General features: G+C 71.2%; 15 protein-coding genes. 8 read left to right on the top strand and 7 right to left on the bottom strand.

The window, feature by feature from the left end:
* Nucleotide 1: 1 nt before the first annotated feature.
* Complete coding sequence (locus ACIHAD_RS05835; protein ID WP_358004094.1) at nt 2–253, bottom strand: hypothetical protein; 252 nt, start codon at nt 251–253, stop codon at nt 2–4.
* Nucleotides 254–332: 79 nt separating this feature from the next.
* Nucleotides 333–1439, bottom strand: a complete 1107-nt coding sequence (locus ACIHAD_RS05830; protein WP_397353203.1) for an MFS transporter — start codon at nt 1437–1439, stop codon at nt 333–335.
* Nucleotides 1440–1518: 79 nt separating this feature from the next.
* Between ACIHAD_RS05830 and ACIHAD_RS05825 the strand changes: the two genes are divergently transcribed.
* The 3 genes from ACIHAD_RS05825 (at nt 1519) to ACIHAD_RS05815 (ending at nt 2834) form a co-directional block, all read left to right on the top strand.
* On the top strand, nt 1519–1977 hold the full coding sequence (locus ACIHAD_RS05825) for a hypothetical protein (RefSeq protein ID WP_397353202.1): 459 nt from the start codon (nt 1519–1521) through the stop codon (nt 1975–1977).
* A gap of 86 nt (nt 1978–2063) precedes the next feature.
* Entirely contained in the window at nt 2064–2510 is a 447-nt protein-coding gene (locus ACIHAD_RS05820) for a carboxymuconolactone decarboxylase family protein (RefSeq protein ID WP_397353201.1), read from the top strand.
* A 150-nt stretch (nt 2511–2660) separates the two neighbouring features.
* Nucleotides 2661–2834 carry a hypothetical protein gene (locus ACIHAD_RS05815; protein WP_397353200.1) on the top strand — a complete coding sequence of 58 codons (174 nt, stop codon included), beginning with the start codon at nt 2661–2663 and terminating at the stop codon, nt 2832–2834.
* 79 nt (nt 2835–2913) lie between these two features.
* Here the strand turns inward: ACIHAD_RS05815 and ACIHAD_RS05810 are convergent, their stop codons facing one another.
* On the bottom strand, nt 2914–3534 hold the full coding sequence (locus tag ACIHAD_RS05810; RefSeq protein WP_397353199.1) for a pyridoxamine 5'-phosphate oxidase family protein: 621 nt from the start codon (nt 3532–3534) through the stop codon (nt 2914–2916).
* A gap of 34 nt (nt 3535–3568) precedes the next feature.
* Entirely contained in the window at nt 3569–4087 is a 519-nt protein-coding gene (locus ACIHAD_RS05805; RefSeq protein ID WP_397353198.1) for a winged helix-turn-helix transcriptional regulator, read from the bottom strand.
* A gap of 45 nt (nt 4088–4132) precedes the next feature.
* Here ACIHAD_RS05805 and ACIHAD_RS05800 point away from each other — a divergent pair, with 45 nt between their 5' ends.
* A complete protein-coding gene (locus tag ACIHAD_RS05800) occupies nt 4133–5476 on the top strand; it encodes an MFS transporter (protein WP_397353197.1) in 1344 nt (447 codons plus the stop codon).
* 15 nt (nt 5477–5491) lie between these two features.
* Here ACIHAD_RS05800 and ACIHAD_RS05795 read toward each other — a convergent pair whose 3' ends face one another.
* Both ACIHAD_RS05795 and ACIHAD_RS05790 read right to left on the bottom strand, forming a co-directional pair.
* On the bottom strand, nt 5492–6577 hold the full coding sequence (locus ACIHAD_RS05795; protein WP_397353196.1) for a PrsW family intramembrane metalloprotease: 1086 nt from the start codon (nt 6575–6577) through the stop codon (nt 5492–5494).
* A gap of 75 nt (nt 6578–6652) precedes the next feature.
* Nucleotides 6653–7858, bottom strand: coding sequence for an amidohydrolase (locus tag ACIHAD_RS05790; protein ID WP_397353195.1), 1206 nt, complete (start codon nt 7856–7858; stop codon nt 6653–6655).
* Between the two features lie 117 nt (nt 7859–7975).
* Here ACIHAD_RS05790 and ACIHAD_RS05785 point away from each other — a divergent pair, with 117 nt between their 5' ends.
* From ACIHAD_RS05785 to ACIHAD_RS05775, 3 genes are all read left to right on the top strand, one after another.
* Nucleotides 7976–8440, top strand: coding sequence for a hypothetical protein (locus ACIHAD_RS05785; protein ID WP_397353194.1), 465 nt, complete (start codon nt 7976–7978; stop codon nt 8438–8440).
* A 29-nt stretch (nt 8441–8469) separates the two neighbouring features.
* Nucleotides 8470–8862: an ester cyclase gene (locus ACIHAD_RS05780; RefSeq protein ID WP_397353193.1), complete on the top strand. Its 393-nt coding sequence runs from the start codon at nt 8470–8472 to the stop codon at nt 8860–8862.
* A 66-nt stretch (nt 8863–8928) separates the two neighbouring features.
* On the top strand, nt 8929–9381 hold the full coding sequence (locus tag ACIHAD_RS05775; protein WP_397353192.1) for a pyridoxamine 5'-phosphate oxidase family protein: 453 nt from the start codon (nt 8929–8931) through the stop codon (nt 9379–9381).
* Here ACIHAD_RS05775 and ACIHAD_RS05770 read toward each other — a convergent pair.
* Nucleotides 9335–10732, bottom strand: a complete 1398-nt coding sequence (locus ACIHAD_RS05770) for an MFS transporter (RefSeq protein WP_397353191.1) — start codon at nt 10730–10732, stop codon at nt 9335–9337. The two genes, ACIHAD_RS05775 and ACIHAD_RS05770, sit on opposite strands and share 47 nt — an antisense overlap.
* 99 nt (nt 10733–10831) lie before the next feature.
* Between ACIHAD_RS05770 and ACIHAD_RS05765 the strand changes: the two genes are divergently transcribed.
* The gene (locus ACIHAD_RS05765) at nt 10832–13393 is read left to right on the top strand and encodes a glycosyl hydrolase family 18 protein (protein ID WP_397353190.1); all 2562 of its coding nucleotides are present in this window, start codon (nt 10832–10834) and stop codon (nt 13391–13393) included.
* Nucleotides 13394–13534 lie beyond the last annotated feature (141 nt).

Genomic DNA, 13534 nt, shown 5'->3' with positions numbered 1-13534 from the left:
GTCAGGCGGACGTGCCGGCCATCACCCGGTCGACGATGCCCTTGTTGCCCTCCTCGCGGGCGCAGTGGGCGCAGCAGTACCAGTGCTCGCCCGACTGCACGCCGTGGCCGATGACCTTGGTGCCGCAGTGCTCGCAGATCGGCGCCATGGCCTCGATCGCGCACTGGAAGCAGTCGAAGGTGTGCACGGCGCCCTGCGCGTGCACCTCGAAGGCCATGTCGTAGTCGTTGCCGCAGTTGTCGCAGACGGCCATGGTGATCCCCTCTTCACGGTCCCAATCACCTCGGGCAATACCCCGATCCACGGCCCTCTTGCCCAACGAAACACCATATTCAGGCTGATTCACCATCGATGACGACGAAGCGTACGATCAGCGGCAGCCCCAGGAGGCCGAGCACGGCGAGCGCGGCGGGCAGCCCGAACGGTCCGGCCAGGCCCGCCACCAGCAGCGGGCTGACGACGAACCCGGTGTAGGAGACCGTCGAGAGGCCCCACACCAGCGTCCCGGTGGGGTCGTCGGCGGCCGAGCGGCTGAGCAGGGCGGGCACCAGCGGTCCGAGCGCCAGCCCGGTGATCGCGAAGCCCGCCATCGACAGCGGCACGCCGCCGCCGAGCCCGGCCAGGCCGATCCCGCCCGCGCCGCCCACCCCGGCGACCAGGTACAACGCGCGCAGCGGCACCGGGGGCAGCGTCTGCGCGGCGATCCGGCCCGCCGTGAGCGCGGCCATGTAGACCGAGGGCGCGAGGCTGGCCGTCAGGGGCGTGGCGTCCCTGTGCTCCTCCAGCAGGAGCACCGACCACTGCTCGACCGCGTTCTCGATCACCAGCACGCAGCCGGCCAGCGTCCCGAGCAGCAGCGCGAGCCCCCACAGCCGGCGCCCCGCGCGGGGGTCGCCGGAGGGCGCGGGCCGGCCGCGTCCGACGGGCAGGGCCGGCAGCGACAGGGACGTCGCCGCCACCAGCAGCGCGATCACCACGAGCACGATCCCGGCGTCCACGCCGAGCGACCGGGCCAGGCCGGCGAGCGGGGCGGCCACGATGACCGCGATCGGGAAGGCCGCGTGCACCGCCTGGAAGAGCCGCCGGCCGCTCTCGCGTTCGACGCGTCCCGTGGTCAGGTTGAGCGTCACGTCGAGCGCGCCGCTGGCCGCGCCGAGCAGCAGCAGCCCGGCCGCGAGTTGCCAGAGCTCGGTGACCGCGGCGAGCCCCGCCACGGTGAGCCCGAACAGCGCGGTCGCCGCCATGATGGCCTGGCGCTCGCGTCCGCGGGCCAGCCGGCCGGTCAGCGCCATCGCGGGCAGGGCTCCGATCGGCACGGCGCTCAGCGCCGCGCCGAGCTGCGCCGCCGAGACGCCCAGCTCCAGCTTGACCGCCGGCAGCAGGGCCGACCAGGCTCCCCAGAACACGGCCCAGACGGCGGACACCGCGATGAGCGGCATTCATCAACCCCCTTGAATTGCGGTTAAGTCTCAGTAAAGATCGACGACGTCCTTAATATCCCCCGCCGAAGGGAACATCGTGCTGACGCGCACGGTCATCGCGGCCGGTCTGGTCGCCGCCGGTATCGCCGCCACCCCCTCCTCCGCCTACGCCGCCTCAGCCGCCTCGGCCGCCGAGACGCCCGAGCGCGTCTGCGGCGCGGGCTACCACCGCGTTCAGGACGGCCACCGCGCGATGAAGACGCGCGACGGAGCGGTGCTCGGGCACGTCTACCTGATGTACAACAAGAGCGCCGGCAAGAACTGCGTGGCGGCGATCAAGACCGCCTACCGCGGCACCCGCACGGTCACCGGCGCCTCCATCGAGGTCCGCGGCGGCGGCCGGAGCGAGGACGTGCAGCGTTACCGCTTCTACGCCGAGACCGGCCACATCGACGGTAGCTGGAAGTGCGTGAAGTACGCCGGCTGGACGCGCGACCCGGACAACCGCATCGAGGCGTGGGGCGGCCGTAACTCCTGGGGCAACTGCGCGGGCTGAGACGGAAATTCGCTCCGCGGAGCTGTCACATCGCGCCGGGCCGCCTCGTCCTGTGTCATGGAAGCGACGACACACGGAGGATCACCATGACCCAGCGCATCGACATCGCCAAGCTCGCCCCGGAGGCCTACCGGGGGTTCCTGGCGGTGGAGGCGTACATGCACGGCAGCGACCTGCCCGCTGCCACGATCGAGCTGGTCAAGCTGCGGGCCAGCCAGATCAACGGCTGCGGCTACTGCGTGCACATGCACAGCAGGGACATGAAGAAGGCCGGGGAGAGCGACGAGCGGCTGTGGTCGGTCGCGGCCTGGCGGGAGGCCACGGTCTTCACCCCGGCCGAGCGGGCGGCGCTGGCGCTGACCGAGGAGGCCACCCGCCTGGCCGACCGCGGCGAGGCCGTGCCGGACGAGGTGTGGGAGCAGGCGGCCGAGCACTATGACGAGAAGCAGCTCGCCGCGCTCGTCGTCTCCATCGCGATGATCAACGCCTGGAACCGGGTCGGGGTGACCGCCCGCCTGGTTCCGGGGGCCTGACGCGGCCGGGCCGACGTCCGCGCCCGTCGGCCCGAACCGGATCCGCGCACCCCGTTGGGGCGAAGGTTGCCCTATTAGCTACCCTTTACAGCGAACTTACGGCTGTATCGGTAGATAACAGAGGTAACAGAACCATCACGGGGGGCTCACATGAAGAGGCTTGCGGTGGTGCCGCCGCACATCGCCAGGCACAAGATCCGCGACATCCGGGCGGCGGTCCGCCGCGGAAGGGCCGTGACCGCCGACCCCAAGGTGGTCGACCTGCGGGCCTACAGCGGCCGGAACGTGATCCGCTTCCCCGGCGGGCCGACGCCCGCCGCCTGACCCGCGCGATCCCGCACGATCCCGCGATCCCGCACCGCCGAGGCCCGACGCGACCGGCTCCCCCCGCCGGCCGCGCGGCTCAGCCGTAGAGCCTCTTGGCGTAGGACTCGCTGTAGTACTCCTCCAGCTGATCCAGCGTCTCCTCGACGACCTGGACCTCCTTGATCAGCTTGGCCTGCGAGGGCAGGGCGGAGGGGTTCCAGGAGTCGGGCGTCCAGAGCTGCGAGCGCATGAACGCCTTGGCGCAGTGGAAGAAGATCTGCTCGATCTCCACCACCAGGGCGAGCCGCGGCCGGTGGCCCTTGACGATCATCTCGTCGAAGAACGGCGCCTCGCGCACGAGCCGGGCGCGGCCGTTCACGCGCAGGGTCTCGTTCCGGCCCGGGACCACGAAGATCAGGCCCACGTACGGATTCCGCAGGACGTTGTGGAACCCGTCGGCCCGGCGGTTCCCCGGACGGTCCGGAATGGCGATCGTGGTGTCGTCGATGACGTGGACGAACCCCGCCGGGTCACCCTTGGGCGAGACGTCGCAGTTGCCCTTGTCGTCGGACGTGGCGATCAGGCAGAGCGGCGAGGCCGCCAGCCAGTCGCGGTCACGCGGGTGCAGCCGGACCCGCTCCTTGGTGGCGGCCCTCGGCATCACCTCGCCCAGCAGTTCCCGCAACTCCTCCTCGGACCCGATCTCCGCCCAGCTCATCTGATCTCCTTTCGGGGGTTACCGCCCGATTTTGTCAGGCGATCGGAGTGAGCATCCTGTGGGGTGCCCGAAGCAGCACGCTGACCGGATCGTCCCTGCCGTCCTCCAGGCCGGGGCCGGGGCGCACCTCGATCTCCTCAAGCCCGACGACCGTGCCGCACGACGGGCAGCGGGACACGGGGTCGAGCCGGGCGCCGCAGGTGGCGTGGTGGAACAGGCGGCGCGGCCCGGCCCCGCCGAGGTTGCGCTCGCCCCACTGGGACAGGGCCAGCATGGGCACCCACAACTCCCGGCCCATGGGGGTCAGGACGTACTCGTCGCGGGGCGGGTTGTCCTGGTAGCGGCTCCTGGCCAGGACGCCGGCCTCGACCAGCGCGCCGAGCCGCTGGGACAGGACCGCCCTGGGGATGTCGAGGTGGGCGAGGAAGTCGCCGTAGCGGCGTACGCCGTACATGGCGTCGCGGACCACGAGGAGCGTCCACCGTTCGCCGATCACTTCCAGGGCCCTGGCCAGCGAGCAGTCCTGGCCTTCGTAGTTCTTGCCGAGCGCCATGGACCCCATGCTAGTTCATTCATCGAACCGTGGTACGTTGCGCCAATGAGTTCAGTGACCGAACTGACCCGGGCGCGTCCGGGCACGCTCGCCGTGGCATCCTCGGCCCCGCTGCTGGTCCTTACCAACTACACGGTCCCGATGGTGACGTTGCCGCAGACGGCCGCGTCCCTGGGCGCGGGGCCGACGGGGCCGGTGTGGATGCTGGGCGGCATCTCGCTCGGGCTGTCGGCGCTGCTGCTGGTCTCCGGCGGCCTGGCCGACGACCACGGGCGCAGGCGGGTGCTGGTGTGGGGGTCGGCGGTGCTGGCCGCCGCCGGGGTGGTGGCCGCGCTGAGCACGTCGGTGCCGGTGTTCGTGCTGGCCAGGCTGGTCCAGGGCGGGGCGAGCGCGGCGATCCTGGCCGCCAGCCTGGGCATCGTCGGCCACGCCTACCCCTCGGGCGCCGAGCGGGTACGGGCCACGGGGCTCTACGGCGCGATGATCGGACTGGGCACGGCGGTGGGCCCGCTGGCCTCCGGCGTGCTGGCCACGGCGGTGAGCTGGCGGGCGGTCTACTGGGTGCTGTCGGCCGGCGCGCTCGTCCTGGCGGCGGCCTCGGCCCGGCTGCTGGCCGAGTCGCGCTCCCCCGCGCCGCGCCGGTTCGACGTGCCGGGTGTGCTGCTGCTCAGCCTGGGCGTCGGGGCGCTGGTCGCGGGGGTCACCGAAGGGCGTGCCGGGTGGGGGCGTCCGGTGGTGATCGGGGCGTTCGCGCTGGCGGCGGTGCTGGTGGCGGCGTTCGTGGCGGTGGAGCGCCGGCGGCCGGAGCCGCTGCTCGACCTGGAGCTGTTCGGACGGCCGGTGTTCCTGGTCGCCACCGGTGGCGCGCTGGTCGTCGGCGCGGCGGTCGTGGGCCTGCTCAGCTACCTGCCGACCGTGCTGCAGACCGCGCACGCGCTGACGCCGTTGCAGACCGGCCTGCTGTTCTGCCTCTGGTCGGGCACGTCGTTCGTGGTGTCGCTGCTGTCCCGGCTGGTACGCCTGCGCACCGCCGCCCGCCTGGCCCTCGGCCTCGGCCTGACCGCGCTCGGGTTCGCGGGCCTGCTGGGTGTGGGCGGCTCACTGGACCTGCCGCTGGTCATGGCCGGGCTGGTGGTGAGCGGCGCCGGGTCCGGGCTGATCAACTCCTCGATCACCCATCTGGCGATCGAGAGCGTGCCGGCCCACCGGGTCAGCATGGGGTCGGGCGCCAACAACACCGCCCGGTACGTCGGCTCCTCCCTGGGCGCGGCGGGCGTGGCCGCGGTCGTCGGCGCGTTCGGCGTGGACCGGGGGGCGACGGTCGCGGTGGCGGCCTGCATCGTGCTGGCCGCGGTCACGGCCCTGGCCGCCCTGCTCACCCGCCCGTGAGCTCGCCCGGGTCGGCTACCAGCGCCGGGCGTGGGCCATGGAGGCGAGCAGGGTGGCACGTTCCGCCTCGAACCTGCCCGGGTCCATGCCCTGCCGTTCGGCCCGCAGGTGCAGCACGGTCAGCTCGGTCGCGGCCTGCTGGTAGTCGCTCATCGCGCGGCCGAGCCCGGCTCCCCTGGCCCACTTGCGGGCCGCCTTGCGGGCCTTGAGCGTGCTGAGCATCGTCAGGTCCTCCGCCGTGACCAGGCCGGTCTGGCCGTAGCCGGGCAGGTAGACGCCCATCTTCGAGACGAGCTGGCGGCGTTCGACGACGGTGACCACGATGAGCAGGACCAGCGCCACCATGATCACCAGGTACGCCGTGCCCAGCCAGGCCAGCGACTGGGCGGAGGCGGCGCCGTTCCAGAGCCCGTGCAGGACGACCGCCCCCAGGTAGCCGAGGGGGATCGCGGCGAACCTGGCGGGCGTGCGGCGGGTGAGCGCGTAGGCGACGCCGAGGCCGATCATCGAGGTGTAGATGGGGTGGCCGAGCGGGTCGATCAGCCCCCTGAGCACGAACAGCCGCACCGCGGCGCCGGTGCCGTCCTGGCCGAACGCGATCAGGTAGTAGCCGATGTTCTCCACGGCGGCGAAGCCGAGGCCCGCCATGGAGGCGTAGACGATGCCGTCGGTCAGGCCGTCGATCTCCTGCTTCCTGCGCAGGAGCAGCAGCAGCGCCGACCCCTTCAGCGCCTCCTCGATCACCGGGGCCAGGAACACGGTGCCCACGTCGTTGACGAGCTGGGCGCCGTACCCGGCCCGCAGGAACAGCGCCTGTCCGGCCAGCGTCAGCCCGACGCCCAGCACGATCGCCAGGCCCGCGCCCCACGCGAAGGCGAAGGCGAGGTGCAGCTTCGGTTCGGGCTCCAGCCGGTCGAGCGAGAGCACGGCGGCCAGCAGCACCGGCAGCGGCGCGAGCCCCAGCACCGCCGACAGCCCGAACCCGACCGGCCCGCCTTTGTGCAGCATGAGACCGAGGACGATCAGCGCGAGGACGCCTGAGACGACCAGACCGATCAGGAGCGCCTTGCTGGGTCTCTTGGCGAACTGCGGAGCTGTCATGGGGGGCGCCTTTCTCCGACTCGGTGCACCTACTATGAGCGTTCCCGGCCGTCGCACACTTGACAGTCGCTTACATCACCGTGACTCGCGGTAATAGGGATCGGCCACGACGGATTCCCCGTCCACGTAGGAGTACACCTCGCGCCCGGCGATGAACACCCGCAGCGCCCGGCTCATCACGTCGAGGGGGTCGCCGGACCAGATCACCACGTCGCCGTCGAGGCCGGGCCGCAGCGAGCCCACCCGGTCGTCGAGGCCCATGATGCGGGCCGGGTTGACGGTGATCGAGCGCAGCGCGGTGTCCCGGTCGAGCCCCTCCTTGACCGCGAGGGTGGCCTGGTGGACGAGGAAGTGGATGGGCACCACCGGGTGGTCGGTGGTGATCGCCAGCTCGACCCCGGCCCGCGCGAGGATGCCCGGGTTGCGCAGCGCGCGCTGCCGCAGCTCGACCTTCGACCGGCTGGTGAACAGCGGGCCGATGATGACCGGCACGTTCCGCTCGGCCAGCGTGTCGGCCAGCAGGTGGCCCTCGGTGCCGTGGTTGATGATCACCCGGTAGCCGAACTCGTCGGCCAGGCGCAGCGCGGTGGCGATGTCGTCGGCGCGGTGCGTGTGCTGGCACCACGGCAGCTCGCCGTCGAGCACCCGGACCAGGATCTCCAGCGTGCCGTCGCGGTCGAACGGCTTGTCCTCACGCTCGGCCGCGGCCTTCTTCGCCTTGTAGTCCTGCGCCTTCATGAGCGCGTCGCGGATCACGGCGGCCACGCCCTGCCGGGTGGAGGGCAGCTTCTTCTGGTCGCCGTAGACGCGCTTGGGGTTCTCCCCCAGCGCGCTCTTCACGCTCACCGGCTCCCTGACCAGCATCTCGTCAACGGACCTGCCCCAGCACTTGATCGCGACCGTCTGCCCGCCGATCGGGTTGCCGGACCCCGGTTTGATCACGGCCGTGGTGACGCCGCCGGACAGCGCGTCGGCGAAGCCCTGGTCGGCCGGGTTGATGGCGTCGAGGGCGCGCAGCCGGGCGCCGTTGGGGTCGGTCATCTCGTTGATGTCGTTGCCCGCCCAGCCCTCGGCCTCCTCGTACACGCCCAGGTGGCCGTGCGCCTCGACGAAACCGGGCAGCACCCAGCCGCCTTCGGCGTCCACGACGGTGGCCGCGTCGGGGATCCGTACGTCCCGGCCCACCGCGACGATCTTCCCGTCGCCGACCAGGACGGTGCCGCCCTCGATGGGATCTCCGTCAACCGGTACGACATATCCGTTGATGATGGCGAGAGTCATGGCGGCAACTTACAGTCGTGGCGCTTTCGACCGTAAAGCCTGGACCGATAACCAAGTTTCGGGCATGCTTGTCGAGATCTTTAGTCAAGACCAATCGAAAGGGACGTACTAGTGCGCATGCCGGCAAAGGCAATCCTTCTCACGGCGGCGATCGGCCTCAGCGGTGTTCTCGCGGCCCCGGCGAACGCCACGGCCGTGCGAAGCCCGCAGAGCATCTGCGGCTCCGGCTTCGGGCTGGTGTCCGATGGCGCGAAGCCCGTCAAGACGCAGGGGGGCCAGCGCTACGGCACGGTCTACCTCCTGTACAACCGCGGCACCGGCGAGAACTGCGTCGTCACGATCAAGTCGAGCTTCGTCGGCTCGAAGACGCAGATGAGCGCCAGGCTCACCGTCATGCCCAAGCCGCGCAAGGACGAGAAGCAGGACGCGACCGTGCGCATGGACGCCGGCAAGTTCTCGCAGTACGCCGGGCCGGTCAAGTACTGGGCCAAGGGCTCCTGCGTGAAGTTCTGGGGCACGATCCAGGCGACCACCGGGTCCATCGCGGGCGGCGGCCGTACCAGTTGGGGCAATTGCGGCTAGGGGCGTCCCGCGCGGGTAGGCATGCCGCCATGTTGACCAAACTGTACGAGCGCTGGCTGCTCGAATTGTGGAACGGCGACCTCTCCCTCGCGCACGACCTCGTCACCCCGGACTTCGTCGGCCACTGGCCCGGCACGGACGTGCACGGCCCCGACGGGCTGGCCGAGGCGATCCGGCAGGGCCACGCGCCGTTCGACGACGTCCGGGTCACGATCGACGTGGGCCCGGTCGTCGACGGCGACCTGGTCGCCGCCCGGTGGACGTTCAGCGGCGCCTACCGGGGCGGCCTGCCCGGCACGAGCGCCCCGCCGGGCACCCGGATCTCGTTCTCCGGGCACGACCTCCTACGCGCGACGGACGGACGATTCTCCGAATACTGGGTGATCTCCGACGTCCAGTCCTTCTCCCGACAACTCGGATAGGCTGACATTTCGCATCACGACGGGGGTCGAGGGATGTCACAGGAGGCAATGGGGGCCATGGGGGCCATGGGGGCACAGCCTCTGGAGCTGCCCGAGGAGGCTCTGTCGGCGCTGCTCGCCGGCCAGCGCTTCGGCGCGCTCGCCACCAACGGCGCCGGCGGACGTCCGCAGTTGTCCACGGTGATCTACACCTGGGACCCCCGGCGCCGGGTGGTGCGGATCTCGACCGTCGCCGACCGGCTCACGGTGCGCCGCCTCCACAAGGACGCCCGCTGCGCGCTCTACGTCGTCGGCGACGACTTCGGCTCCTACGCCGTCGCCGAGGGCGAGGCCGAGCTGTCCCCCGTGAGCGACCGGCCGGGCGACGAGGTGGGGCTGGAGCTGCTGGCCATGCAGCCGGCCTTCGGTGACGCGGGCGGGGAGCTGGCGTTCCTGCACCGCATGGTCGCCGACCGCCGGCTGGTGGTCAGGATCAGGGTGAGGCAGCTCTCGGGGACCCTGCTGCCGACGCCTTCCTGATCGCGCGCCGCCGGTTGTAGGCCACCATCGCCACCACGAGCAGGATCAACGCCAGGTCGATGGCGGCCGACCAGCGCATGGCCCGCGCGTGGTGGCCGCCCTCGGCGACCGCGAAGTAGACCGCCCCGATCACGGCGACGCCGCCCGCGCCGGCGAACTGCTGCGCCGTGCTGAGCACGCCCGACCCGATGCCGGCCTGGTGCGGCGCGACCTCCACCAGCGCCGCGCCGATGAGCCGCGGCAGGACCAGGCCGTTGCCCGAGCCCACGAGCATGAGCGCGACCATGATGTACGGCAACCCGCGCCCGGCCGCCACCACCAGCAGCGCCAGCCCAAGCGCGGTCACCAGGCCGCCGGCCATGACGACGACGAGCCCGTACCGGCCGACCAGGCGGGTGCCCAGCAGCGAGGTCACGGTGAACAACACGCCCATCGGCGCGAACGCCAGCCCCGCCTGGAAGGCGGTGAGCCCGAGCCCGTTCTGCAGCAGCAGCGTCAGCGTGAACATGAACGAGGCGAAGTACGCCATGAACGCGACGATCGCCCCGACGCCCGCCAGGTAGGAGTGGACCTTGAGCAGGCCGAGGTCGAGCACCGGCTGCCCGCCGCGGGCGGCCAGCGCCCGCTGCCACCACCAGGTCAGCGCGAACACCGGCGCGCTCGCCGCCATGGCGGCCCACGTCCAGGCGGGCCAGCCCAGGCTGTTGCCCAGGCCGAGCGGCACCAGCAGCAGCGCCAGCCCGGCGGCGAGCCCTGCCGCGCCCGGCAGGTCGAACGCGACGGGCTCGCGCCGGTCGGCCTCGGGCAGCAGCCACCGGGCCAGCGGCACGACGACCAGGCCGACCGGCAGGTTGATCAGGAAGATGACCCGCCAGCCGAGGCCGAACAGGTCGGCGGTGAGCAGCAGACCGCCGAGCACCTGGCCGGCGATGGAGCCGAGGCCGCCGGCGGCGCCGTACCAGCCGATGGCGCGCCCGCGGCGCTCGGGCGGGTAGACGGCCGAGATCATGGCCAGCACCTGGGGCACCATGACGGCGCCCGCCAGGCCCTGGAGCAGGCGGGCGGCGACCAGCCAGGCGGCGCCGGGCGCGAGGCCGCACAACACCGAGGCGACCGTGAATCCGGCCACGCCGAGGACGAACAGCCGCCGGTAGCCGTAGCGGTCGCCGAGCCGGCCGCCGGTGATCATGCCGGCCGCGTACGTGAAGGCGTACCCGGCCACGATCAGCTCCAGGGCCGCCGGACCGGCGCCCAGGTCGTGCTCGACGGCGGGCGCGGCCACGTTGACCACGAAGAAGTCGAACTGGGCCATGAACCACGCCGACAGCAGGACCGGCAGCACCCCTCTCATCCTGTCAGGCTAGATCAGCCGGGCTCTTGCAAGTTCAGTGGGAGGGGCTTACTATCCGCGTAATTGTTAGGAAACTTTCTTTAAAGAAAGGTCCTTGACGTGCGCCGATTAGTCACCCCCCTGATCGCCGTCCTCGTGATCATCGGCATGTGCACCCTTCCCGCACAGGCCGCGAGCCGCCTCATCGCCACGTTCTCCCTCTCCGGGACCACGGGCACCTTCCTGGTGAGCAACCCGGGCACGACCGCCGTCAGCGGCTGGTCGATCGTCTTCGAGCTGCCGTCCGGGGTCACCGCGAGCAACCCCCAGAACGCCACCATCCGCCAGAACGGCACCAAGGTGACGCTCACCCCCGCTTTCTACATCAACACCGTGCAGGCGGGGAAGAACACCGAGCCCTACAGCCCCAAGGTCACGCTGAGCTCGGCCGTCCAGCCGACGAGCTGCCTGATCAACGGCGCCAACTGCGACGGCACCGGCGGTGATCCGCCCGCCAAGCCGCCGGTCAGCGCCACGTACGACGTCAGCGGCACCTCGGCCAAGTTCATCGTCGCCAACAACAGCACCACCGCGCTGAACGGCTGGTCGATCGTCTTCGACCTGCCCGCGGGCGTCACCGCGAGCAACGCCCAGAACGGCTCCCTCACCCAGAGCGGGCGGACGGTCACCTTGTCCCCCGTCCACTACAACACCACCGTGAACGCGGGCGCGACCACCGAGCCCTACAGCCCGAGCTTCACCGTGAGCACGGCCAACGCCGAGCCGACGAGCTGCCGGATCAACGACGTCAACTGCGACGGCACCCCCGACGCGCCGCCCGGCGCCCCCGGGAACCTGCGCTCGCCGGTCAAGACCACCAAGACCGTCTCGCTCGCCTGGGACGCCGCCACCCAGGGCAGCCTCCCCATCGTCGGGTACGAGATCTACAACGGCACGGCCCTGGCCGCCTCGGTCACCGAGACCTCCGGCACCGTCTCCGGCCTGACGCCGAACACCGAGTACACCTTCACCGTCAAGGCCAAGGACCGCAAGGGCACGCTGTCGGCCGCCTCCACGCCGCTGAAGGTGACCACCCGCAACCCGGCCGACGACACGCAGGCGCCGTCGGTGCCGTCGGGCCTGCGCAGCACGGCCAAGTCGTCCAGCAGCGTCACGCTGGCCTGGACGGCCTCCACCGACAACACCGGCGTCGCCAACTACGACGTCTTCGTCGGCTCGGCCCTGGCCACGACCGTCACGGGCACGACCGCGGTCGTCTCCGGCCTGTCCCCCTCGACCGAGTACACCTTCACGGTCAAGGCCCGCGACCTGTACGACAACCTCTCGGCCGCCTCCACCCCGGTGAAGGTGACGACGTCGGACATCGTCGAGACCGGGTACGCCCGCGTCGGCTACTTCGTGCAGTGGGGCATCTACGGCCGCCAGTACTTCGTCCGCAACCTCGACACCACCGGGGCCGCGGCGAAGCTGACCCACATCAACTACGCCTTCGCCAACATCGACCCCAAGAACCTGACCTGCCTGCAGGGCGTCACCAAGGGCACCACGTCCGACCCGCAGGACCCGAGCCAGGGCGACGGCGCCGGTGACGCCGAGGCCGACTACGGCAGGCCGTTCAGCTCCGCCCAGTCGGTCGACGGGGTCGCCGACACCGGCTGGGAGAAGCTGCAGGGCAACTTCAACCAGCTCAAGAAGCTCAAGGCGAAGTACCCGAACCTGAAGGTGCTGATCTCGCTCGGCGGCTGGACGTACTCCAAGTACTTCTCCGACGTGGCGGCCACCGACGCCTCGCGCAAGAAGTTCGTGTCCTCCTGCATCGACACCTACATCAAGGGCAACCTGCCCGACTACAACGGCAAGGGCGGGCCGGGCACGGCCGCGGGCATCTTCGACGGCATCGACCTCGACTGGGAGTGGCCGGGCGCCGAAGGGCACGCGGGCAACCACGTCGGCGCGAACGACAAGGCGAACAACACGCTGCTGATCGCCGAGTTCCGCCGCCAGCTCGACGCGCTGACGACGACGACCGGCAAGCGGTACCAGCTCACGGCGTTCACCCCGGCCGACCCGGCGAAGATCGCCGCCGGCTGGGACCTGCCCGAGGTGGCCAAGTCGCTGGACATCTTCAACATCCAGGGCTACGACTTCCACGGCGCGGGCAGCGACAACTCCTGGGAGCCGAACCGCACCGGCCACCAGGGCAACCTGTACCTCGACGCGGACAGCCCGTACAACCCGGACTTCAGCGTCGAGAAGGCCGTGGACCTCTACCTCCAGGCCGGCGTCAACCCGCGCAAGCTCACCATCGGCCTGGCCTACTACGGCCGCGGCTGGCAGCAGGTGACCGACGGCGGCAAGGCCGGCGAGTGGCAGGACGCGCACGGCGCGGCCCCCGGCCAGTTCCAGGAGGAGGCGGGCACGCGCGGCTACAGCAACCTGCTCGCCATGGTGCCCGGCTGCACGGTGCACCACGACGAGGTGGCCGTGGCCACCTACTGCTACACCGGCAACAACGGGCAGTGGTGGTCGTTCGACGACGCCTGGTCGATCGGCAAGAAGACCGCCTGGCTCAAGAGCAAGGGCCTGCTGGGCGCGATGATCTGGGAGATGTCCGGTGACACCGGCGTCCTCACCACCGCGCTGGACGGTGGTCTCAGGTAACACCGGCACACACGAGGGGCGGGCCGCCACGGGCGACCCGCCCCTCACGCGTGTCCGGGCAGCCTCAGCGCCCCGGGTGTCAAAGGCTCATCCGGCGGGCACCACTTCGTTACTGTGCCCTCAACTCACGGTCATCCGGCC

The sequence above is a fragment of the Nonomuraea sp. NPDC052265 genome, assembly GCF_044547985.1.
GTDB lineage: Bacteria > Actinomycetota > Actinomycetes > Streptosporangiales > Streptosporangiaceae > Nonomuraea.
The sequence above is the reverse complement of the archived record's forward strand: the minus strand, read 5'-3'. Positions and strand labels throughout refer to the sequence as shown.